This is a genomic window from Mesorhizobium sp. WSM4842, assembly GCF_055901575.1.
In genome coordinates this window covers 1,655,213-1,678,949 of record NZ_CM148372.1, presented here as the reverse complement: position 1 = coordinate 1,678,949, position 23,737 = coordinate 1,655,213, and the positions used below count along the sequence as shown (strand labels likewise).

Here is a 23,737-nt window from a genome sequence, read left to right as displayed (position 1 = left end):
TCAGGGGAGCAAGGGCCATGCTGCGGATTGTTCGCGCGTTCTGGCACGATCAAAGAGGAATAGCGCTGATACTGGTCAGCATCATGCTGCCGGCAATCATCGGCTTTTCCCTGCTGGCGATCGACATGAGCCGGGTCAACAATTTACACAATGATTTGCAGAAGGGCGCTGACGCGTTCGCGCTCGCGGCGGCAGCGGAACTGGACGGCAAGCCGGATGCGTGGACCCGGGCGGAACGAGCACTCGCCAACCTTGTCGAAAACGACAGCCGCTTCTCCAGTGTGACTGCTCGCGCCGACCTTGATAATGGCGGCGCCGTGAACGGCACGACGGCCTGCCGGAACGGAGGCGACATCGCTTGGTGCTTTCTCGCGAGCATACCGCCAAGCGATTCGACGGCCATAAATCCGCTGACGGGGGTCGACGCCAATGGAGTCGATCGGAAGGCGGCGACCAGCGCGGATGCGCAGTTTGCCATGGTTTCAGTCCAGGCAAGCCGTTTCGACGCGATCTTCCCAGCGTCCTTCGTCGGCGCCGGCGCGAACAACTTCTTCGATGTCGGCGCGACCGCCGTTGCGGGATTCGCGGGCGTCGTCGTCTGCGACATGACCCCGCTCTTCATCTGCAACCCGTTCCCGGGTCAGAACCTGCAGGATGTGGCGAACAATCAGAATTTCTACCGAAAGGGCATTAAACTTGTGATGGGCTCAACGTCGTGGGGGCCGGGCAACATGGGCTTCCTGCGCCCGCTGTCTGCCCATGGTTACGGTGAGCCAGATCTTGCCGATGACATCGCGCACGTCGATTTTCCGGAATGCGTGAACAGCAGAGGAATTTACACACAGACCGGCAATCTGACTGAAAAAGCGAAGGCGGCGTTCAATACCCGGTTCGACATGTACGGATCGCACTTCGCGAAGACCGACGCGTCGGTGCCACCGGCACCCAATATTCGAAAAGGGTTCGACTTCGCGCCAAAGGGCAACAATCCCGGCACCGACCCGTGCGACAAGATACCCGGGACCGACCTCACAAAGTTCCATGGCCTGACGCAGGACACCGCCTACCCGCTATTCGACGGGCGCATCGGTAATGGCCTGTGGGATTACGAGGGCTACGTGGCAGCCAACTACCCCAATGGTGAGCTGGATGACTTCCAACACGAAGACGGGAGCGCCTATACGAACGCCAACCCGCCGTCCCGGTATGACCTTTACAAATACGAGACGGACCCCGCCAACGGTCTGGTCGACACCCTATCAGTCGGCGGTGAAACCGGCGAAGCACTTTGCCATGCATCGCCATCGACCGATCCTGATCGGCGTTTGATCTACGCAGCCATTGTCGATTGCGCTCAATACGAGGATGAACTGAACGGACAGAGTGGCAGCATGACCGCGATGGGCTTCGCGAGTTTCTTCCTCACCGAGCCGGTTACCGGTGACGACGTGCTGGCCGAAATCGTTGACATCGATGGCAATAAGGGTCGAGGCACCATGATGGGCTTCGCGAAGGACAATGTGCAGCTTTATCGCTAGGTGCGTCGACTCCGTCCAGCGCCTCGCCCGGCAATTCCGGCGCGAGGAGCGCGGTGCAATTTTGGTCGAGATGACGTTGATCACGCCGCTGATGATTGCCCTGACGGCCGGCGTATTTGAGTTTGGCACCATTATCCATCGCAAGCTGCTGATCGAGGCGGGTCTGCGTGATGCCGCACGCTTCATGGCGCGCTGCACAGAGGACTTTGTAAACCCTGACCCAGGCACAAATTATTGCGTCTCTACTGCACAAAACATCGCTAAATACGGGACACCGGTGGCCGGGACGTTCAGGGTAGCTGACTGGGCTGCCGACGAGCCCGTCGCAATCGCGACCTACGACACTGCAAACCCGGTCGATCCAGACACGGGCTTGCAGGACTACAGAGGGACCGGCACGACCGTTCGCACAATCCGCGTGACCACTACCTACAACTATGGGGCCGGCTCGCTGTTGTTCTACATCGGGGTCGGCCCAATCACCATCGCGGCCTCGCATGAGGAGCGATTTGTTGGCTATTGACATGCGACCACGACGTGATTTCAGACAAGAGGAATGCGGAGCAGCAATGGTCGAGGCTACAATTGCCATGACCCTGCTTCTCACGCTGACGCTCGGCTTTATCGATTTCGGCTATGCGCTTTACCAATGGAACGCAGCCACAAAGGCGGTCCAAGTCGGCGCGAGGGCAGCCTCTATTTCCAATCCTGTCAGTGTCGCGCTTGCCAGCGCGGCGGTCACCACCAACGTGCCGCTGGTGGGAACGGCTATGGCGTCTGGAAGCTTCCCCACCTATTCCTGTACCGGTGCAGGCGGATGTACTGGATTCGACCAGGCGAATTTCGACGCGATCTACAATCGCATGGTCGTTTTCTTCCCCAGGCTCCAGCCGGCGAATGTCAGGATCACCTACTCCGCGACCGGCCTCGGCTATTGGGGCCGTCCAGGCGGACCGGTCCCGACGGTCACGGTCAGCCTTGAGGGTCTTACCTTCCAGTTCTTCTTTCTCAGTGGGCTTCTTGGATTCAATGACATCACCATGCCCTCCATGCTCAGCACAGTTACGGGCGAAGATATGAAAAGCACCTACCCATGAATGCCATCAACACCAAAGTTCTCCCGACCAAAAGAAAGCAGGTCGCTCTGTTCTCGTCGGATCCGCAGTTCAAGCGCGAGGTGGCGACGCGGCTGGACGCCCTGGCCATCTACGATGTCAGGATTTCCGAGACGGCTGACTTCCTCAACGGTCCGCCCCCCGAGTCGCGCCCGGGCATCGTCATCCTCGACCTGGCCAATGGCGAGCTGCTCGGCATGCCCGGTATCGTCGCGGCCCGCGCCTTGTGGGCGACCGTTCCGCTGATTGCGGTTTCCGACGAATTGACTTCCGAACAGACGCGCATCCTGGTTCGCATGAACGCTTCGGACTGGCTGCACAAGCCGCTCGACGCCAAGGAGCTGCTGAACGCGGTCACCTTTCACGACACCGGCAACCAAGGCACCAAGAGCCGCATCATCACCTTCATCAGCGCCAGCGGCGGCGCCGGCGCCACAACAATCGCTCTGTCGGCAGCGGAGTTCCTGGCCTCGAAATCCACCGAACGTGCGGCTTCGACCTGCCTCGTCGACCTCGATTTCCAGAGCGCCAATTGCGGCGCCTATCTCAACCTGTTCAACCAGTTCGACCTGGCCGGCATCATCGGCCAGCCGGAAAGGCTCGATGTCGAACTGATGGACGTCATCAAGCTCTCTCGCCCGTCCGGCCTGACCCTCTATTCATTCGAGAGGCCGCAGCTGCCGTTTGAGCCGCAGGGCGCCGATTTCGTGTTCCGGCTGCTGGACCTCGTCGCCTACCGGTTCGACGACATCATCATCGACCTGCCGAATATCGAAACCCCCTGGCAGAATTCCGTGCTTTCGACGAGCGACGAGATCTTCATCGTCTTCGAGCTCAACGTCGCCTCGCTGCGGCAAGGCAAGCGGCTCTACACGAAGATCCGCGAACTGCGCGGCAATTCGGTGAGCATCACGCTGGTCGCCAACAAGCATAAGCGCAAATGGTTCGGCAACCACTTTTCGCGCAGCGAACTCGAGAAGATCTTCAAGGCGCCGCACATCAAGTCGGTCGGCCTGGACAATGCGCTGCTGACCGACGCGCTGAACCGGGCCATCCTGCCATCCGAAGTGGACGGGCGGGCGCGCTTCAACAAGGACCTGAAGCGGATGTTCAAAGAACGGCTCGATGACGCTGCACGGTAGATTTCGCACCGTCCCGAGGCTTGCCGGCGCCTGCATCATCGGCCTTGCCTTGGGGATGCCTGCCTGGGAATTCGCCCATGCCCGATCCGCGCTGTCGGACCGGCCACCGCTGCCGGCAATGGGGCCTAGCCTGCGCAAGGCAGTTGCTCTCCAAACCGCGGAACATCCCGGCACGATCATCATCCGCAAGGACGAGAAGGCGCTTTATCTGGTCACCCGGCAGGGCCAGGCGCTGCGCTACCAGATCAGCGTCGGACGCGACGGCTTTGGCTGGACCGGCATCGTCAAGGTCGGGGCGAAAACGGAATGGCCGGAATGGCGCCCGCCCAGGGAAATGCGCGCCCGCCAGCCGGAGCTGCCGGAAATGGTGCCCGCCGGTCCCTATAATCCGCTCGGCGCCAGGGCACTCTATCTGCTGCGGGACGGGCGCGACACGCTCTACCGCATCCACGGCACCAACGATCCCAAGGGCATCGGCTTCGACGGAACATCGGGATGTTTCCGTCTTACCAACACTGATGTGATCGATCTCTTCAAGCGCGTCCCGGTCGGCGCAAAGGTGGTGGTCCAATGACGATGATCAGCGACCCGGATATGCCGGCAATCGACATTGGGCCGGCAGCCCACACTGAAGAACAAGCTGCAGTGGGGAAACCGAGCAGTGCAAGGATGATCGGCGTTGTCGCAGTCGGCGCCTTGCTGATCACGGCGGTGAACATAACGGCCGCGGTCTATTTCTACCGCGGCATCAACGATCTGCGCCTTGTCGAACGGCGGCTGGAACAGCTCGGATCGTTCGAGCAACGGATCGCAGCCCGGATTGATACGGTCAACAACGGCTTTCAAAGCCGGTTTGAAAAACTGGACGGTCAACTGCAGGGCAGCTTCAACGAAGTCAAAGGCAGCATTGCCCGGCTTGAACAGGAGCTGCCCCTGGACAGTGACGACAACATGTCGAGCATGGCGGAGCCTTCCGTGATCACGACCAGCACTATGGCGGAAGCAGCCACCGATCTCGAAGAAGCGACCGAACCCAGTATCGTCGAAACGCCGCGCCCGCCCAAAAAGAGGATCGCGGCGCCGCCCCCTCCCCCAAACTCGTCCTACCAGCGCATAGTGCAGCCTGACGGCAAGGTCCACTACAAGAAAATCAACTAGAAGCGACAGACATCGAGAGACGGTTTTTGCGTTCAGCTGCGTGCAGAGCTGCCGTCGTCTTGTTGGCAATGCCGATCGGGAGCGCGACGGCTGCTACCTGCTACCATGTTGTCAATGTCGACTTTTGGGATGTTCTCTATATCCGATCGCAGCCAAGCCACCTCTCCAGGGCTACGGGCGCAATCGCTAGCGATCACAACGGCATCATCGTGGCCACAGGCCCATGCCGGCCGGCCGGGGCGGACCGAAAGCGGCAATGGTGCCCGGTCACCTACTATCCGTTGCCGTCAGTGAGCCTGGACGGCTACGTGAAAGCCCATTTCGTGAAAACCACGGCGTGCCCTGGGTCCTAAAGCGCGTCGCATGTGAATGGATTCATGCGACGCGCTTTAGACTGTCGACGGTCACTGCCGACCGGCCTGCAGCCGCCACTCCGACGTCTGCGATTAGCCGTAAGCCCCCGCGCCTTCGTCTTCCTAGGGCGAAGCAAGGAGCGAAGCGACGCGGCGCAGACCCTAGGATCCATGCCGTTACCCAAGCCGAAGAATGCAGCGGACCAGAACCCAACGCTACCACCCCGTTCCGCGAAAAAGCTCGAACCACTCTGGATTGGTCTTCTCGATCAGTTCGATCTTCCATTGGCGCGGCCAGCGCTTCAGCGACTTCTCGCGCTGGATGGCGTCGCGAATGTCTCCTCGTACCAGACCAGACGCTGCACACCGTAGCGGCTGGTGAAGCGCGAGCCATCGCCGGACTTATGCTCCGGCATGCGGCGGCCGAGATCATTGGTGACGCCGATGTAGATCGTGCCGCGCTTCTGGCTCGCGGTCATATAAGCATAGCCGGTCATGGTGGAAGGGTAGCTGGCACCGTTGCGGATACAAGCACCCGTTCCAGTCCGCTGCATTCTTCGGCTGATGTCACGGCATGGATCCCAGGGTCTGCGCCGCGTCGCTTCGCTCCTTGCTCCGCCCTGGGATGACGAAGTTGGCACGGCGTGTCCCGGGTCCTAGAGATCCCGCTGCAGAGCAATAAGCCGTACGGCGAGCGCTTGGAAACGCTGTCGCGCTTCGCCGAGAAACGCAACATGACAGTAGGCGCAGGCTGCAGTGCCCAGAAGCAGCACCAGGCTGTTTTGCCATGTGAAGTCGAGGATCAGCGAGAACGGATGGCCGCTCGGTGCGGTGAATGCCGCAATCGTGCTCGCTGTTTCAGAATGGCTGCTGGAAGCGACCATCATCGCGGCGAAAAGCAGAGCGACGTGGTTGGCAAGGAAAAAGAACGCGGCCGACTTTCGCGTCCGGCAAGCCATCCAGCAGAGGATCGATGCGGCCGTCAGGATGGCGGCATCAAGGGCCATTGAACCGCTGAGATAGAGGTCGACCTGCTGCCAGAACATCATCGACAACGGCCGCAGTTCAAGCCAGATCCGCCACAAAGCGGGGCTAGCCGGATAGGTTCCGAGCAGGAACGTCGCCGCTCGCCCCCCTGCAAGAATCAGAAGGATGAGAGCCGGGAAGGCAAAAAGCAGTAGCGGCTTGCGCGTCATGTTCCCTCGCCAATCGATGAGCAGAATAGGCTGCAAAGATTGCGCGAAGCTTAAGGAAGGCGGCGAGCAGCATTGATCACAGGCGCAGGCGCTTGCCGCAACCACAGCGAGCGCCCGTTTTATGTGCCATTTTTGCTACATTCCCGAAACTTATGACCCGAATTCGCTTCTTGGCCGGCCCTAGATCAATAAACACTCACGTATTCGAAGAATTTATTGGATAATTTGTCAAAGCTTCGGTGAGAAGGCTTGGCATACAAAAAGTACCGGGCAGAAGCATGGGTGGGGTGGGGTAGACCATGAATACGACAATCAAAGTGGCCATTGGCAAGCGCCTTGGCCTGCTCTTTACATTTTCGATGCTGGCTTGCGGGAGCGCTAGTGCCCTCACGCTCAAGGAAGCGATGGCCGTCGCCGTCGAGTCCAATCCGGAGATCGGCCAAGCAATAGAAAACCGCGAAGCAATCGAATTCGAGCTGCGCCAGGCGAAAGGGCTCTACCTTCCCAGCATCGATCTTGAGGCATCTGCAGGTGCCCGCCTCCTCGACAATTCGTCCCGACGAGCGCTCTCCATAGAGAATGACGGGCTCTATCCGGCGGAAGCGGGTGTCGTGATATCGCAAACGCTCTACGACAGTGGAGCACGACGGGCCGAACTGAACCATCAGGCGTCGCGGGTCGACGGGGCTTCTTTCAGGGTACTGGAGCGGTCTGAATTCATCGGGCTCTCCGTCGTTCAGGATTATCTTGAATACATGCTGCAGGCCTCGATCGTTTCGGAGGCGAAAAAGAACCTGGGCTTCCATCAGGGGATTCTCGGCGATATCCGGCAAGGCATCGCGGGTGGTGCGTTGAACGATGCCGACGGCCAACAAGCCCAGGAGCGGCTTTTAGCAGCCAAGGCACGCTTGCAGGAAGCCACCGAAGAGCTGGAACAGGCCAAAATACGGTTCTTCAAGACCGTCGGCAAGCCGCTGACGAACGCCTCAAGGCCAGGCAGTGTTGGCGGCGCGCTGCCAAGGTCGCTTGATGAGGCGCTGGGACTGGCGCGCGAGAATAATCCGCGCGTTCACATGGCCAACAGCGATATCGACGCTGCTGCTTCACTGGTGGACGCAGCCCGGGCTAAATTCGGGCCCGCTATCGTCGCCGAAGGCCGTGCCCGGGCCGGATATGATCTTGATGGCGATGACGGCGACGCCAGCGACCTGCAAGCGCGGCTCGTGCTGCGCTGGAACCTCTATCGGGGAGGTATCGACAAGGCCAACGAACAAGAACAGATCCGCCGCACCAGCGAACAGCGACTTGGATTGAATCAGGTCTTGCGGGAAATCGAGGAAGCCGTCCGCACCTCGTGGGATCGCCGTTTCCGGCAAGCCGAACTTGCCAAGACTCTGCGGCAGCAAGCTGCCGAGAGCGTAAAAATCGTCGCGTCCTACCGCGAGCAATTCAAGGTCGGACAGCGTTCGCTGCTCGACGTGCTTGACGCGCAAAATACGCGGTTCAACACAGCAGCGCTGGCGGATACTGCCTCCTACGCATCGCTTTTCGCCGAGTATCGGCTGTTGGCGGCGACCGGGCAGTTGCTGAAAACGATGAACCTTCAGCCGGCAAAACAGGCGGCGGCTTATGCCAGGACCGAGTTTGGAACGCCGGAGACTGCTGACACCGAAACCTATGCGCGCACCCCGTCGGAACAGAAAAATGATCTGCCTTTCGACATCCTCGCCCCGGTCAGGAAGAAATAGCTCGGTTTAAGGATCGATCGAGAGTCCTTGCGGGCAGATCGTGAATCAGCAACCCAACATCCTCTCTCCTAAAGAGGCATTCAAGGCCTGCTTTTCGGCTGTTGCCGGATATCTCGGCAGACCGAGCGCCGAAACCGTCCTGTTCGCCGGGGTTCCGCTTTCAGAGACGCGAATAGAGGTGGAGGACATCAGGCATCTTGCCGAACGGATCGGTCTGGAGGTCCAGGAATTCAGCCACCGGGATTTTCTGCGCGGTCGTGTCGATCTCCCTGCCATTCTCTTTCGCGTCAGCCAGTTGCCTGTTGCCCTGCTGGCGGAGATGCACGACGGCGCATATACGACCGCCCCGCAGGAAGATGGCCGCACGATCATCGCCAAATCCGAGCTTGCCGCCAGTTTCATCAGTGGCGGCGTATCCTTTTCGATTACCTATGCCAATGCCGCCGAAGGAATGAATGTCGGTTCGGCGGCGAAGATAGAAAGGCGCCACTGGCTGACGGGAACGATGGGCGCCTTCTGGCGCACCTATTCGAAAGTGGTCCTGTCGGCGATATTCATCAATCTGCTGGCCATCGCCTCGCCGATCTTCACCATGAACGTCTACGACAGAATCCTGCCGAACAAGGCAACTTCAACGCTGTGGGTTCTGGCAATCGGCATCGGCGCCGTCATTCTGTTCGATCTGCTTTTGAAGACCGCCAGGGCATCTCTCATCGACTATGCCGGGCGCAAAGCAGATCTGCGAATATCATATCGTCTGTTCGAAAAAGTCCTCAACTCGTCTTTGTCAGCGCGCCCTGGCTCGACCGGTGAATACGCAAATCGTGTGACCCAATATGAGTTCGTGAGGGAGTTCTTCACCTCCAACACCATCAGCGTCTTCATCGATACGGCTTTTGTGTTCGTCTTTCTTCTGGTCATCTATGCGATAGGCGGCTGGTTGGTGGTGATACCGGCATTGGCCTTCGTGGCGTCGGTCATCGTCGGGCTGATCACGCAGCGACGTATCGGCAGGCGAGTCGCCGCCTCGATGAATGAAGCTTCTCAGCGCCAGGCCTTGCTGGTCGAATCCATTTCGACGCTGGAGACGATCAAATCGCTGCGGGCCGAAGCGTATCTGCTGCGGAGATGGGGCGAGCACTCCAAGAACGCTGCCAACACGTCGGAAAAGATCAAGCAGCTTTCGGCCGCCGCCGGCAACATCACCCAGGCCATACAGCAGCTTGTGACCGTCGCCCTGGTCGTAGCCGGTGCCTATGCCTTCTCGGAAGGGGATATTTCGACGGGAGCAATAATAGGCACGGTCATGCTCGCGAGCCGCGCGGTTGCTCCGCTTGGCCAGATCGCCATCACGCTTTCGAGACTGCGGCAAGCCATGCTCTCGTTGAGAATCATCAATTCGATCATGGCTCAACCGGAAGACCGGCCGGACACGGTGGGCTTCGTCAATCGCCCCATCCGCAACGGTGCGATGGTGTTCAGGAATGTCGGGTTCGTCTATCCCGGTTCGGAAAACGAGGTTCTTACCGGCCTCAATTTTTCGGTGAAACCGGGAGAACGGATCGGCATCATCGGCCGCATAGGGTCCGGCAAGACAACGATGGGTCGCCTGATCGGCAGGCTTTTCCTTCCGACCTCGGGAGAGCTTTTGCTCGACGGCATCGACATCCGCCAATACCACCCGTCGGAGGTTCGCGCTGCGGTGGGAATCGTCGCCCAGGCCGGCGATCTGTTTTCAGGCACCATCAAGGAAAATCTCCTGATGGCCTGCCCCGAAGCGACCGATGAGGAAATCATCGACGCCGCAAAGGCTGCCGGCGTCGACGAGTTCGTCTCTCGCCACCCGCGCGGCTATGACATGAACGTCGGCGAGCGGGGTACCAATCTCTCGGGGGGCCAGCGACAGACGGTGGCAATTGCGCGGCTGCTGCTGACCAAGCCGAAAATCGTCTTCCTGGACGAGCCGTCAGGCTCAATGGATCTCGCCTCGGAACGACAATTGATCAAACAGCTCAAAGTGGCTTTCGACGGGAATACGACGCTGATCGTGTCGACCCACCGCTACAGCATGCTTGAGTTGGCGGATCGGCTTATCGTTATCGAGCAAGGCAGGATAGTGGCAGACGGGCCAAAGGAACAGGTCGTAAAGGCTCTGCAGAAAAGTGGCTGATAAAAAATAGATTATATTGAGCGAGTTCAATATAATGGGGCGTAAGGAAATGCTTGCCAAAGAAGATCGTCCGCCGCTTTTCGCGTCGGCGTCCATATTCATCATAGGAGCGCTCTTCGTCGTTTTTGTTGCTTGGGCGTCTTTTGCCGAAGTCGATGAAATCGCACGCGGCGACGGCAAGGTCATCCCGGCGTCCAAGACCCAAATCATCCAGGCCAGCGAAGCCGGCGTCGTCCAGGAAATCGCCGTCAAGATTGGGCAGGTCGTCAGGAAAAACGACCTGATCATTCGCCTCGACAACACGCTGAATACATCCAGCCTTGGCGAGCAGCAGGCCAAGTCACGCGCGCTTGAAGTGCGAATCGCAAGGCTCAAATACGAACAAAGCGGCAATCTCGCAGGGCCCTTTCCGTGCCCGGCCGACATTCAGTCGATCGCTCCGCAAATCTGCGACAATGAGCAGAAGCTCCTTATCGCCCGGCGCGAAAACTTCGACAATAAATTGTCGGTTCTCAAATCGCGCCTCGACCAGCGCGAAAAGGAACTGGACGAAGCAGCCGCCAATTCCGAACGCCTCACCAAGAATCTGGCCGTTAGTGACGAAGAGGCAAAACTGGTTGGATCAATGGTCAAAAAGGGGCTGATGGCCAGGACAGAGCAAATCCGGGTTGAACGGGAGCAAACCGAACTCAATGGTCAGCTGAATCTGTCCGGCGAGACAGTCAAGAAGATCAGGTCAACGATCACTGAAGCTCAACTCCAGGTTGATGAGCTCGGCCTCCAGCTGCAGCAGGAAGCACTGGATGAACTGACGCAGGCGCTGGCCGAGCTTTCGGTCGTGGACGAAACCATTCGTGGGGCCACCGACAAGGTAGCGCGCACCGATATCCGTTCGCCGGTGGACGGCATCGTCAATACACTGGAGCTAAACACGGTTGGCGCCTTCGTCCAGCCTGGCTCGGTCGTGGCAGGCATCGTGCCCACCTCCGAAACCTTGCTGGTCGAAGCGCGGGTCTCGCCACGCGATGTCGCTTTCATTCGTCCCGACCAGGAGGCGCTGATAAAAGTCACCGCTTACGACTTCTCGATCTTCGGCGGCATCGAAGGCAAGGTCTCCAACATCACCGCCGACAGCCTGGTCGACGAGAAAACGGGTGAGCCCTTTTACCAGGTGCGTGTCGCGACGGACAAGTCGACCCTCGAAAGGGACGGCAAGGCCTATTCGATCATCCCCGGCATGATCTGTTCAGTCGACATCAAGACAGGACGCAAGACGATCCTCAGTTACCTTTTGAAGCCGATCAACAAGGCGCGTCAGGAGGCCATGAGTGAGCGGTAGCGCCAACTCTCCTCCCACCACCCATGATCGGTTGCTCCTGCCGATCACCAGAGAGGATTTCGGGCTGGAGTTCCGGGTTGTCGCGCGTGGCGGCATACGCCGCGGCATTCGTCTGGAAAAGGCTTTCTGGATGTCGCTGAAGCAGATGGCTGAAAACAGGAAATGCACGATCGGCATGCTGATCGACGAGATCGCCAAAAATCAACCCAAGACTGGTAATCTGACGTCGGCGATACGGGTGGCCTGCATACTCGGGCTGGCGGATGAAAACCTGATCCTGCGAAAGCTTGCATCGATCAGAACGATCAATGCCATATTGGTTGCCTGTCCCTCGCCCGCTTTTGCCTTGGCGTCATCGAAGAAGATCCTGACTTTCAATGCTCCGTTCCAGCAATTGGTCAAGCGTCAGTTGCCGACCGGACCAAACAATGATGCACGACAAGATCTCAAGCTGGCGCTGGATCTCAATGTCGCCGACATTTTTGCCCGACTCGATGCCAATGGCGAAGTTCCGATCGCCAGCGGATTCGTCATCGGCGCCGGCGAACGTCGGTATCGAGGTCAATTGAATGCGGTGCGGGCGCCCGTACCCGAACCGGAGCTGCTGATGGCGTTCGTCAACGGCTAATTTAGAGCTGCCGCTCCGGGCAAGTGCAGCTCAATCCTGGCTGACGATGCTTCGCGTAATTTTCACAGGGACATATCCGGCTCCGAACCGTCGCCAGGAGCAACCGTTGCGAAAGCGCCTTTGATGTCGGCTATTTGCGCGCCCCCTGGTTTTGCGCCATGGATCCACGCCCGGTCAGTGCTGAAGGAATACAGCGGCAGATAATCAGGGAGATCGCTATCTTTCAAAACAGTGTTGTTGAGACTGTCGAGGATGAATGTGCCGCTGTCCGTACTCACCGACAGTACGGCATGAAAGAATTTTCTGCGGCGATCCTGGAGAACAACAAGCGACATGCTCTGCGCCGGGATGCCGGCCCGCAGCAGCGCCGCCATCTTGAGGATGGCAAAATCCTCACAGTCGCCAGCCCGCCGCTCGAGGATTTCCGAAGGCTTCGCCCAATAGTCGAGCCTGCTGTAAACTGCACTGTCTTTCTTGTAGGCAATCGCGCGGTTTATGCTGCTGTTGACGAAGGACAGCTTGTCGCTGAATCCCCGGTCTTTGACAGCGTTAACGATCTCGGCGAAAGCAGCGCTCTTGCGCTCGCACGCACTGCTCGCAGAGCAGCCGGCGATGGCCCTGTAGACAGGTGCCCAGCGCGCCGAGACGGGAGAGTTGCGCATCGACAAGGCAACCGATCCGAACACACCGGGGATTATCGCCGCCGTCTGCACAGGATCTATGCCGGCATCGCCTCGCGACGTCGAAAGAGCCTCCCCGTAATAAGCAACGGCTGGCCCGTAGCTGCCGGGAAACATTTCTGCGCGGTAAGCTTCAGCAGGCCGCCAAGGCTGAAATCTCGCCAGCGAAACGCCGCCGAGGCATGGCGGCGCCTGCACCTTATCCAGCTGCGCACCGGCCGCAGCGACATCCGCCACAATGGCATTCGCCAGTGCTGGCTGCGACAGGCCGACAAGGCCGACCGCCAGCAAGAGCATTTTGAGGCCGCCCAGGCCAGCCTTTTCTTTTTTCATAACGCCCACCTTTGACTGTGGACGCTACCAATCTTGTCTCAAATTATTGGAAAGGAAGGTGGATAACTTTGCCGCAAAGGGATACGTCTATTTTGTATAAACTTTTATATATATTTATACTTATTTTTTCGCGTCATTGTCGTAAGGATTGCCAGCAAGTCGGTCTGCAGCGCCAACATATATAGGGTTATATAAATATGATTTACCATGCGTAAAAAATAGTGGCAGATGCATATTAGGATATATGGAATAGATTACCAGACTGTTGCAAAGCCGAGGTGACCGCTGTCTCTTCCAGAGAAATACCGGAGGGGTTTCAGCTATGGCGACCATTATCGAATTGGACAGTGTTTCAGATTCCTCGGACGAACATTCTGCTTCCAATGAACACAGCGGCCTGGCATCGGCGGCAGGTATCCAGGTCGCGCAAGCAGCCTCGACCGAGCAACCGGCAGCAGCCGAGCCGGTGCCGGCGGATGTGGGCAACGGCGCACCAGTGCAAACGGAAGCGCCGGCAGCGGCCAATGCACCAGCGGCTGCGGCGCCGCATGAATATGTGGCCGACGCCAGCAACACCGTGAGATTTCCGGCCAACGTCGCCATCGACAATATCCGAGTCGATGGCCGCCACCTTCTGCTCGAACAGCCAGACGGCTCGGTGGTCATCATCAAGGACGGTGCCCTGAACGTGCCGACCTTTATTCTCGGCGACATTGAGGTGCCGCGCGTCGCCTTGCTGGCGGCGCTTGAAGCAAGCCATGTCGACATTGCCTTCGGCGCCGACGGCTCGATCTCGGCGGGGCCGGGAAACGGGACGCCGGGCAGTGCCGGCGGAAACTTCGCGGTTCCAGTCGGTGGGATCGGCAATGGATTCGATCTGTCGGCGTTGCTGCCGCCGACGGCCTTGCAGTTTGGCCGTTTGGAGCCGCGGGAACTGACGATTGGCGTCAGGGAGAAAGACTCTACCCCTTCGATCGATCCTGTGGCCTCGACCACGGTCTATGAGGCTGGCCTGCCGGCACGCAGCGGCGAGTCACAAGGCTCGAACGAGCCTGCGGCCACGGAGACGACCTCTGGCACGATCGGCTTCAACTCGCCGGACGGCGTGTCGGAAGTCTCGCTGGGCGGCCATGTGCTGACCGGCGTGCCCCAGACCTTCACCGACGCGACCGGCTCGCTGACAGCGAGCTATGTCTATGACCCCGCGACCGGCCTCGGCACGATCAGCTATTCCTATACGCTCATCGACAACACCTCCGGCGACACCACCAGCGTAAACCTCCCGGTGGCGGTGACGGACGCCGACGGCGATCCGGCAGCGCCAGGCAACCTGGCCATCAACATCGTCGACGACGCGCCGACGGCGATTGCCGACACGGACAGCATCGCGGCGGGTCAGTTCGGCCCCGCGACGGGTAATGTGCTTGCTGGCGGGACAGACGGCCTTGACGTCAACGTGACTGACGGGGCGGCCGACACGCAGGGCGCCGATGGCGCGACGGTGGTCGGGGTCACGAGCGGCACGACGAATTCCGATCTGGACGACGCTGGCACGCTTGGCATGCAGATCCAGGGGACTTACGGCAAGCTGACGCTGAACGCGGACGGCACCTACAGCTATGCGCGCGATGCCGGCACGCCCGGCGGCGTCGACGACGTGTTCACCTACACCATCAAGGATGGCGACGGCGACTTGTCGCATACGACACTGACAATCTCGATCGGCGATGCACCGCCGGTGATCAGCGACCTGACGCCCGGGGCGCGTGGCGGCGACGTGACGGTGAATGAAGAGGCGTTAAATGTCGGGACGCCGGGCGGGCCCGGCTCGAACCCGTCAAGCACGGCCGAGACCGGTACGGGCACCTTCACCATCTCCTCGCCCGACGGCATTGCCTCGCTGACGATCGGTGGTCAGGCCTTCATCACCAACGGCGTGTTCACGGCGGGCTCGTTCACGACGCCGGAGGGCAACACGCTGGCTGTGACGGCCTACGATGCCGCGACAGGTCAGGTGAGCTACACCTACACGCTCCTCGACAATGAGGCACATCCCACCGCCCTCGGTGAGAACAGCCTGTTCGAGAACTTTGCAGTGGTGCTGACCGACCAGGACGGGCAGAGCGCCAACGATACGCTCACCATCGACGTCGTCGACGACGTGCCGACGGCGAACGCCAACACCAACAGCGTCGCCGAGGGCGCCATCGCCACCGGCAACGTGCTGAGCGACGGCACCGACGACGTGTTCGGCGCCGACGGTGCGGCCGCCGGTGGCGGCGTTGTCGGCGTGGCCGCCGGCAGCAACACCGCCAGCCCGGTGAGCGGCGGCCTCGGCGGCGCCGGCATCGCCGGCAGCTACGGCACGCTGACGCTGAACGCCAACGGCAGCTACAGCTATGACGGCTTTGCCAACGTCGTGCCGGCCGGCGGCGCAACCGACACCTTCGTCTACACCATCATGGACGGCGACGGCGACCTGTCGACGACGACGCTGACCATCACCCTGTCGGACAGCGGCCTGGCGGCCGCCAATGACGACGCCACGGTCAACGAAGCAGCACTTGCGATCGGCAGCAATCCGCCGAGCCCGGCCGAGACGGTGACCGGCACGGTCGCCGACAACGTCTCCGGCGGCAGCGGCCCCTACACCTTTGCGCTGGTCGGCAGCGCGACCGGCTCGCATGGCACGCTGACCCTCAATACCGACGGCACCTACAGCTACACGCTGACCGCACCGGTCGACGGCGCCGATGCCAACAACGGCACCAACACGGTCAACAACGTCGAGAGCTTCACCTACCAGGCGACCGACGCCAACGGCAACACGATCACCAACACCATCACCATCGACGTCGTCGACGACGTGCCGACGGCGAACGCCAACACCAACAGCGTCGCCGAAGGCGCCATCGCCACCGGCAACGTGCTGAGCGACGCCACCGATGACGTGTTCGGCGCCGACGCTGCGGCCGCCGGTGGCGGCGTTGTCGGCGTGGCCGCCGGCAGCAACACCGCCAGCCCGGTGAGCGGCGGCCTCGGCGGCGCCGGCATCGCCGGCAGCTACGGCACGCTGACGCTGAACGCCAACGGCAGCTACAGCTATGACGGCTTTGCCAACGTCGTGCCGGCCGGCGGCGCAACCGACACCTTCGTCTACACCATCATGGACGGCGACGGCGACCTGTCGACGACGACGCTGACCATCACCCTGTCGGACAGCGGCCTGGCGGCCGCCAATGACGACGCCACGGTCAACGAAGCAGCACTTGCGATCGGCAGCAATCCGCCGAGCCCGGCCGAGACGGTGACCGGCACGGTCGCCGACAACGTCTCCGGCGGCAGCGGCCCCTACACCTATGCGCTGCTGAGCAGCACAACCGGCTCGCACGGCACGCTGACCTTCAATGCCGACGGCACCTACAGCTACACGCTGACCGCACCGGTCGACGGCGCCGATGCCGACAACGGCACCAACACGGTCGACAACGTCGAGAGCTTCACCTACCAGGCGACCGACGCCAACGGCAACACGATCACCAGCACCATCACCATCGACGTCGTCGACGACGTGCCGACGGCGAACGCCAACACCAACAGCGTCGCCGAAGGCGCCATCGCCACCGGCAACGTGCTGAGCGACGGCACCGACGACGTGTTCGGCGCCGACGCTGCAGCCGCCGGTGGCGGCGTTGTCGGCGTGGCCGCCGGCAGCAACACCGCCAGCCCGGTGAGCGGCGGGCTCGGCGGCGCCGGCATTGCCGGCAGCTACGGCACGCTGACGCTGAACGCCAACGGCACCTACAGCTATGACGGCTTTGCCAACGTCGTGCCGGCCGGCGGTGCCACCGACACCTTCGTCTACACCATCATGGACGGCGACGGCGACCTGTCGACGACGACGCTGACCATCAACCTGTCGGACAGCGGCCTGGCGGCCGCCAATGACGACGCCACGGTCAACGAAGCAGCACTTGCGATCGGCAGCAATCCGGCCAGCCCGGCCGAGACGGTGACCGGCACGGTCGCCGACAACGTCTCCGGCGGCAGCGGCCCCTACACCTTTGCGCTGGTCGGCAGCGCGACCGGCTCGCACGGCACGCTGACCCTCAATACCGACGGCACCTACAGCTACACGCTGACCGCACCGGTCGACGGCGCCGATGCCAACAACGGCACCAACACGGTCAACAACGTCGAGAGCTTCACCTACCAGGCGACCGACGCCAACGGCAACACGATCACCAACACCATCACCATCGACGTCGTCGACGACGTGCCGACGACGAACGCCAACACCAACAGCGTCGCCGAAGGCGCCATCGCCACCGGCAACGTGCTGAGCGACGGCACCGACGACGTGTTCGGCGCCGACGGTGCAGCCGCCGGTGGCGGCGTTGTCGGCGTGGCCGCCGGCAGCAACACCGCCAGCCCGGTGAGCGGCGGCCTGGGCGGCGCCGGCATTGCCGGCACCTACGGCACGCTGACGCTGAACGCCAACGGCAGCTACAGCTATGACGGCTTTGCCAACGTCGTGCCGGCCGGCGGTGCCACCGACACCTTCGTCTACACCATCATGGACGGCGACGGCGACCTGTCGACGACGACGCTGACCATCACCCTGTCGGACAGCGGCCTGGCGGCCGCCAATGACGACGCCACGGTCAACGAAGCAGCACTTGCGATCGGCAGCAATCCGGCCAGCCCGGCCGAGACGGTGACCGGCACGGTCGCCGACAACGTCTCCGGCGGCAGCGGCCCCTACACCTTTGCGCTGGTCGGCAGCGCGACCGGCTCGCACGGCACGCTGACCCTCAATACCGACGGCACCTACAGCTACACGCTGACCGCACCGGTCGACGGCGCCGATGCCAACAACGGCACCAACACGGTCAACAACGTCGAGAGCTTCACCTACCAGGCGACCGACGCCAACGGCAACACGATCACCAACACCATCACCATCGACGTCGTCGACGACGTGCCGACGGCGAACGCCAACACCAACAGCGTCGCCGAGGGCGCCATCGCCACCGGCAACGTGCTGAGCGACGGCACCGACGACGTGTTCGGCGCCGACGGTGCAGCCGCCGGTGGCGGCGTTGTCGGCGTGGCCGCCGGCAGCAACACCGCCAGCCCGGTGAGCGGCGGGCTCGGCGGCGCCGGCATCGCCGGCAGCTACGGCACGCTGACGCTGAACGCCAACGGCAGCTACAGCTATGACGGCTTTGCCAACGTCGTGCCGGCCGGCGGTGCCACCGACACCTTCGTCTACACCATCATGGACGGCGACGGCGACCTGTCGACGACGACGCTGACCATCACCCTGTCGGACAGCGGCCTGGCGGCCGCCAATGACGACGCCACGGTCAACGAAGCAGCACTTGCGATCGGCAGCAATCCGCCGAGCCCGGCCGAGACGGTGACCGGCACGGTCGCCGACAACGTCTCCGGCGGCAGCGGCCCCTACACCTTTGCGCTGGTCGGCAGCGCGACCGGCTCGCACGGCACGCTGACCCTCAATACCGACGGCACCTACAGCTACACGCTGACCGCACCGGTCGACGGCGCCGATGCCAACAACGGCACCAACACGGTCAACAACGTCGAGAGCTTCACCTACCAGGCGACCGACGCCAACGGCAACACGATCACCAGCACCATCACCATCGACGTCGTCGACGACGTGCCGACGGCGAACGCCAACACCAACAGCGTCGCCGAAGGCGCCATCGCCACCGGCAACGTGCTGAGCGACGGCACCGACGACGTGTTCGGCGCCGACGGTGCAGCCGCCGGTGGCGGCGTTGTCGGCGTGGCCGCCGGCAGCAACACCGCCAGCCCGGTGAGCGGCGGGCTCGGCGGCGCCGGCATTGCCGGCAGCTACGGCACGCTGACGCTGAACGCCAACGGCACCTACAGCTATGACGGCTTTGCCAACGTCGTGCCGGCCGGCGGTGCCACCGACACGTTCGTCTACACCATCATGGACGGCGACGGCGACCTGTCGACGACGACGCTGACCATCACCCTGTCGGACAGCGGCCTGGCGGCCGCCAATGACGACGCCACGGTCAACGAAGCAGCACTTGCGATCGGCAGCAATCCGGCCAGCCCGGCCGAGACGGTGACCGGCACGGTCGCCGACAACGTCTCCGGCGGCAGCGGCCCCTACACCTTTGCGCTGGTCGGCAGCACAACCGGCTCGCACGGCACGCTGACCTTCAATGCCGACGGCACCTACAGCTACACGCTGACCGCACCGGTCGACGGCGCCGATGCCAACAACGGCACCAACACGGTCGACAACGTCGAGAGCTTCACCTACCAGGCGACCGACGCCAACGGCAACACGATCACCAGCACCATCACCATCGACGTCGTCGACGACGTGCCGACGGCGAACGCCAACACCAACAGCGTCGCCGAGGGCGCCATCGCCACCGGCAACGTGCTGAGCGACGGCACCGACGACGTGTTCGGCGCCGACGGTGCGGCGGCCGGTGGCGGCGTTGTCGGCGTGGCCGCCGGCAGCAACACCGCCAGCCCGGTGAGCGGCGGCCTGGGCGGCGCCGGCATTGCCGGCACCTACGGCACGCTGACGCTGAACGCCAACGGCAGCTACAGCTATGACGGCTTTGCCAACGCCGTGCCGGCCGGCGGCGCAACCGACACCTTCGTCTACACCATCATGGACGGCGACGGCGACCTGTCGACGACGACGCTGACCATCACCCTGTCGGACAGCGGCCTGGCGGCCGCCAATGACGACGCCACGGTCAACGAAGCAGCACTTGCGATCGGCAGCAATCCGGCCAGCCCGGCCGAGACGGTGACCGGCACGGTCGCCGACAACGTCTCCGGCGGCAGCGGCCCCTACACCTATGCGCTGCTGAGCAGCACAACCGGCTCGCACGGCACGCTGACCTTCAATGCCGACGGCACCTACAGCTACACGCTGACCGCACCGGTCGACGGCGCCGATGCCAACAACGGCACCAACACGGTCGACAACGTCGAGAGCTTCACCTACCAGGCGACCGACGCCAACGGCAACACGATCACCAGCACCATCACCATCGACGTCGTCGACGACGTGCCGACGGCGAACGCCAACACCAACAGCGTCGCCGAGGGCGCCATCGCCACCGGCAACGTGCTGAGCGACGGCACCGACGACGTGTTCGGCGCCGACGGTGCGGCGGCCGGTGGCGGCGTTGTCGGCGTGGCCGCCGGCAGCAACACCGCCAGCCCGGTGAGCGGCGGCCTGGGCGGCGCCGGCATTGCCGGCACCTACGGCACGCTGACGCTGAACGCCAACGGCAGCTACAGCTATGACGGCTTTGCCAACGCCGTGCCGGCCGGCGGCGCAACCGACACCTTCGTCTACACCATCATGGACGGCGACGGCGACCTGTCGACGACGACGCTGACCATCACCCTGTCGGACAGCGGCCTGGCGGCCGCCAATGACGACGCCACGGTCAACGAAGCAGCACTTGCGATCGGCAGCAATCCGGCCAGCCCGGCCGAGACGGTGACCGGCACGGTCGCCGACAACGTCTCCGGCGGCAGCGGCCCCTACACCTATGCGCTGCTGAGCAGCACAACCGGCTCGCACGGCACGCTGACCTTCAATGCCGACGGCACCTACAGCTACACGCTGACCGCACCGGTCGACGGCGCCGATGCCAACAACGGCACCAACACCGTCAACAACGTCGAGAGCTTCACCTACCAGGCGACCGACGCCAACGGCAACACGATCACCAGCACCATCACCATCGACGTCGTCGACGACGTGCCGACGGCGAACGCCAACACCAACAGCGTCGCCGAAGGCGCCATCGCCACCGGCAACGTGCTGAGCGACGCCACCGATGACGTGTTCGGCGCCGACGCTGCGGCCGCCGGTGGCGGCGTTGTCGGCGTGGCCGCCGGCAGCAACACCGCCAGCCCGGTGAGCGGCGGCCTCGGCGGCGCCGGCATCGCCGGCAGCTACGGCACGCTGACGCTGAACGCCAACGGCAGCTACAGCTATGACGGCTTTGCCAACGTCGTGCCGGCCGGCGGCGCAACCGACACCTTCGTCTACACCATCATGGACGGCGACGGCGACCTGTCGACGACGACGCTGACCATCACCCTGTCGGACAGCGGCCTGGCGGCCGCCAATGACGACGCCACGGTCAACGAAGCAGCACTTGCGATCGGCAGCAATCCGCCGAGCCCGGCCGAGACGGTGACCGGCACGGTCGCCGACAACGTCTCCGGCGGCAGCGGCCCCTACACCTATGCGCTGCTGAGCAGCACAACCGGCTCGCACGGCACGCTGACCTTCAATGCCGACGGCACCTACAGCTACACGCTGACCGCACCGGTCGACGGCGCCGATGCCGACAACGGCACCAACACGGTCGACAACGTCGAGAGCTTCACCTACCAGGCGACCGACGCCAACGGCAACACGATCACCAGCACCATCACCATCGACGTCGTCGACGACGTGCCGACGGCGAACGCCAACACCAACAGCGTCGCCGAAGGCGCCATCGCCACCGGCAACGTGCTGAGCGACGGCACCGACGACGTGTTCGGCGCCGACGCTGCAGCCGCCGGTGGCGGCGTTGTCGGCGTGGCCGCCGGCAGCAACACCGCCAGCCCGGTGAGCGGCGGGCTCGGCGGCGCCGGCATTGCCGGCAGCTACGGCACGCTGACGCTGAACGCCAACGGCACCTACAGCTATGACGGCTTTGCCAACGTCGTGCCGGCCGGCGGTGCCACCGACACCTTCGTCTACACCATCATGGACGGCGACGGCGACCTGTCGACGACGACGCTGACCATCAACCTGTCGGACGTCAACAATGCGCCGGTTGCCGCAAACACCCAGAACTGGATGTCGAGCGATCCGGCACAGCAAACTTTGAGCACGCCGAGCTATCCCGACGGATATCCCTTGCTGGTGACTATCCCGACCGATGCGGATGGCGATAACCTCATCGTCACCGCGACGGGGACGATCCCCACAGGCACGTTCTATTTCGATGGCGTCACCTACGTCGCCCTGACGGCCGGCACTGTGCTCTACGATCCGGCCGGTGGCATCAACCTGCTGGACGACCTGGTCTACAGGCCGACCGCAACGGTAACCGACACCGTCAACGTCAATCTATCGCTGGACGTCTTCGACGGCACCGCCCACGTCACTCAGACTGTTGGCATCCACGAAGTCCCGCCGACCAGCTTGCCCAGCGATACCGCACAGGTGGGTAATGGCAACAGCCCGCTCACGTCCGGAAACGACCAGACCCAGAACCTGAGCCTGTCCCAAGCCACGGTAAGCGCCATAACGGCCGATCCTCATGGCTCGACAGTAGTAGTCTACACCGACTTCCAAGAGTCGCCCTTCGTAACTCCGATCCCGCTAGGGGAACGCAATCCAGGCGTCTTCGGAGACGGCAGTGCGGGGTCGCATCGCGAGGAGGAAGTTCAAGTCGAGATCAGGATTGGAGCGAACCGTTTTGCAGTTGTTGAAGACGATTTGACTGCCGGAACATTCGAGCAGAGTTGGACCTACGACCCGGCCACCGGGCTGATGAAGGCGACCGTCGACTATGACCATATCTTCCTTCTCGACGGCGCCGGGGTCGCAACGACGACGACTCTCGCGGACTATCTGATCGCAAATCCACCGGCCGCCGGCGACACATGGACAGTTTCCTATTTCGACAATGATGGCGGCAACTACCAGGCCCGCGCAGTCAGATTCGAATTCTTCTCCCATGATCCAGGCGATCCCGGAATAACAGTGAATGGCGATGCCACCTTGGCCGACCAGATCTATGGCACATCCGGTATCGACCACCTCAATGGCAATGGCGGCAATGACGTCATCATAGGCAGGGGAGGCAATGATTTCCTCAGCGGCGGTGGTGGCAGCGATCTTATCAGCGGTGGCGACGGCAACGATCTCCTCGTTGGAGGTTTCGGCCAAGACACAATGACTGGAGGAAACGGCGCTGATACGTTCAACCTCGACCAGCTGGACATCAAGGATCTCATCTCCGACTACAGCGGCGCCGGCGGCCAGGGCGACGTGATCGACCTGACGTCGTTGTTCGACACAGCCCCGGGGGGAGCCAATATCGGCGAGTTCGTGAACTACGATGCGGGGACCGGCACGCTAAGCGTCGATGCCGACGGTACGGCCAACGGCACCAATTTCGTGGACGTGGCCACGCTAACGAACGTGCCGGTGTCCAGCACGATCACGCTGCTTTATGACGACGGAATAACCCAGCATACGACCACGGCCAATGCGGTTTAGGGGAATA

13 protein-coding genes and 1 pseudogene are annotated in these 23,737 nt (G+C 62.2%); 11 read left to right on the top strand and 3 right to left on the bottom strand.

Annotation, left to right across the window (positions count from 1 at the left end):
• Window positions 1-17: 17 nt before the first annotated feature.
• The 6 genes from AC0NIE_RS08000 (at window position 18) to AC0NIE_RS07975 (ending at window position 4,953) form a co-directional block, all read left to right on the top strand.
• Window positions 18-1,538, top strand: coding sequence for a TadE/TadG family type IV pilus assembly protein (locus AC0NIE_RS08000; protein WP_473489690.1), 1,521 nt, complete (start codon window positions 18-20; stop codon window positions 1,536-1,538).
• Between the two features lie 61 nt (window positions 1,539-1,599).
• Entirely contained in the window at window positions 1,600-2,061 is a 462-nt protein-coding gene (locus AC0NIE_RS07995; protein WP_473489689.1) for a TadE family protein, read from the top strand.
• 67 nt (window positions 2,062-2,128) lie between these two features.
• Window positions 2,129-2,635, top strand: coding sequence for a TadE/TadG family type IV pilus assembly protein (locus tag AC0NIE_RS07990; protein ID WP_473489688.1), 507 nt, complete (start codon window positions 2,129-2,131; stop codon window positions 2,633-2,635).
• Window positions 2,632-3,795, top strand: a complete 1,164-nt coding sequence (locus tag AC0NIE_RS07985) for a CpaE/TadZ family protein (protein ID WP_473489687.1) — start codon at window positions 2,632-2,634, stop codon at window positions 3,793-3,795. Before AC0NIE_RS07990 ends, AC0NIE_RS07985 begins: the two co-directional genes overlap by 4 nt.
• Window positions 3,779-4,369, top strand: a complete 591-nt coding sequence (locus AC0NIE_RS07980) for a L,D-transpeptidase (protein ID WP_473489686.1) — start codon at window positions 3,779-3,781, stop codon at window positions 4,367-4,369. The genes AC0NIE_RS07985 and AC0NIE_RS07980 overlap by 17 nt, the downstream gene beginning before the upstream one ends.
• On the top strand, window positions 4,366-4,953 hold the full coding sequence (locus AC0NIE_RS07975) for a hypothetical protein (RefSeq protein ID WP_473489685.1): 588 nt from the start codon (window positions 4,366-4,368) through the stop codon (window positions 4,951-4,953). Before AC0NIE_RS07980 ends, AC0NIE_RS07975 begins: the two co-directional genes overlap by 4 nt.
• 569 nt (window positions 4,954-5,522) lie before the next feature.
• Here the strand turns inward: AC0NIE_RS07975 and AC0NIE_RS07970 are convergent.
• Window positions 5,523-5,803 (bottom strand): annotated as a pseudogene (locus AC0NIE_RS07970) (GIY-YIG nuclease family protein).
• A 159-nt stretch (window positions 5,804-5,962) separates the two neighbouring features.
• Window positions 5,963-6,502: a hypothetical protein gene (locus AC0NIE_RS07965; protein ID WP_474046537.1), complete on the bottom strand. Its 540-nt coding sequence runs from the start codon at window positions 6,500-6,502 to the stop codon at window positions 5,963-5,965.
• A gap of 299 nt (window positions 6,503-6,801) precedes the next feature.
• Here AC0NIE_RS07965 and AC0NIE_RS07960 point away from each other — a divergent pair, with 299 nt between their 5' ends.
• Genes AC0NIE_RS07960 through AC0NIE_RS07945 form a run of 4 tightly spaced genes read left to right on the top strand, consistent with a single transcriptional unit; the run spans window position 6,802 to window position 12,387 of the window.
• A complete protein-coding gene (locus AC0NIE_RS07960; RefSeq protein ID WP_473489683.1) occupies window positions 6,802-8,250 on the top strand; it encodes a TolC family protein in 1,449 nt (482 codons plus the stop codon).
• Between the two features lie 40 nt (window positions 8,251-8,290).
• The gene (locus tag AC0NIE_RS07955) at window positions 8,291-10,420 is read left to right on the top strand and encodes a type I secretion system permease/ATPase (RefSeq protein ID WP_473489682.1); all 2,130 of its coding nucleotides are present in this window, start codon (window positions 8,291-8,293) and stop codon (window positions 10,418-10,420) included.
• Between the two features lie 49 nt (window positions 10,421-10,469).
• Entirely contained in the window at window positions 10,470-11,759 is a 1,290-nt protein-coding gene (locus tag AC0NIE_RS07950; RefSeq protein ID WP_473489681.1) for an HlyD family type I secretion periplasmic adaptor subunit, read from the top strand.
• On the top strand, window positions 11,749-12,387 hold the full coding sequence (locus AC0NIE_RS07945) for a ribbon-helix-helix domain-containing protein (RefSeq protein WP_473489680.1): 639 nt from the start codon (window positions 11,749-11,751) through the stop codon (window positions 12,385-12,387). The genes AC0NIE_RS07950 and AC0NIE_RS07945 overlap by 11 nt, the downstream gene beginning before the upstream one ends.
• Before the next feature lie 62 nt (window positions 12,388-12,449).
• On the opposite strand, the gene AC0NIE_RS07940 is transcribed toward AC0NIE_RS07945, so the two are convergent.
• The gene (locus AC0NIE_RS07940) at window positions 12,450-13,400 is read right to left on the bottom strand and encodes a transglutaminase-like cysteine peptidase (RefSeq protein ID WP_473489679.1); all 951 of its coding nucleotides are present in this window, start codon (window positions 13,398-13,400) and stop codon (window positions 12,450-12,452) included.
• A 322-nt stretch (window positions 13,401-13,722) separates the two neighbouring features.
• On the opposite strand from AC0NIE_RS07940, the gene AC0NIE_RS07935 reads away from it, so the two are divergent.
• The gene (locus AC0NIE_RS07935; protein WP_474046534.1) at window positions 13,723-23,730 is read left to right on the top strand and encodes an Ig-like domain-containing protein; all 10,008 of its coding nucleotides are present in this window, start codon (window positions 13,723-13,725) and stop codon (window positions 23,728-23,730) included.
• The last annotated feature ends 7 nt before the right edge of the window (window positions 23,731-23,737 follow it).

Bases quoted from the DNA above. Each gene is read 5' to 3' on its own strand.
- AC0NIE_RS07980 (WP_473489686.1), top strand. From the start codon at position 3,779: ATGACGCTGCACGGTAGATTTCGCACCGTCCCGAGGCTTGCCGGCGCC.
- AC0NIE_RS07950 (WP_473489681.1), top strand. From the start codon at position 10,470: ATGCTTGCCAAAGAAGATCGTCCGCCGCTTTTCGCGTCGGCGTCCATA.
- AC0NIE_RS07975 (WP_473489685.1), top strand. From the start codon at position 4,366: ATGACGATGATCAGCGACCCGGATATGCCGGCAATCGACATTGGGCCG.
- AC0NIE_RS07960 (WP_473489683.1), top strand. From the start codon at position 6,802: ATGAATACGACAATCAAAGTGGCCATTGGCAAGCGCCTTGGCCTGCTC.
- AC0NIE_RS07985 (WP_473489687.1), top strand. From the start codon at position 2,632: ATGAATGCCATCAACACCAAAGTTCTCCCGACCAAAAGAAAGCAGGTC.
- AC0NIE_RS07935 (WP_474046534.1), top strand. From the start codon at position 13,723: ATGGCGACCATTATCGAATTGGACAGTGTTTCAGATTCCTCGGACGAA.
- AC0NIE_RS07940 (WP_473489679.1), bottom strand. From the start codon at position 13,400: ATGAAAAAAGAAAAGGCTGGCCTGGGCGGCCTCAAAATGCTCTTGCTG.
- AC0NIE_RS07965 (WP_474046537.1), bottom strand. From the start codon at position 6,502: ATGACGCGCAAGCCGCTACTGCTTTTTGCCTTCCCGGCTCTCATCCTT.
- AC0NIE_RS08000 (WP_473489690.1), top strand. From the start codon at position 18: ATGCTGCGGATTGTTCGCGCGTTCTGGCACGATCAAAGAGGAATAGCG.
- AC0NIE_RS07990 (WP_473489688.1), top strand. From the start codon at position 2,129: ATGACCCTGCTTCTCACGCTGACGCTCGGCTTTATCGATTTCGGCTAT.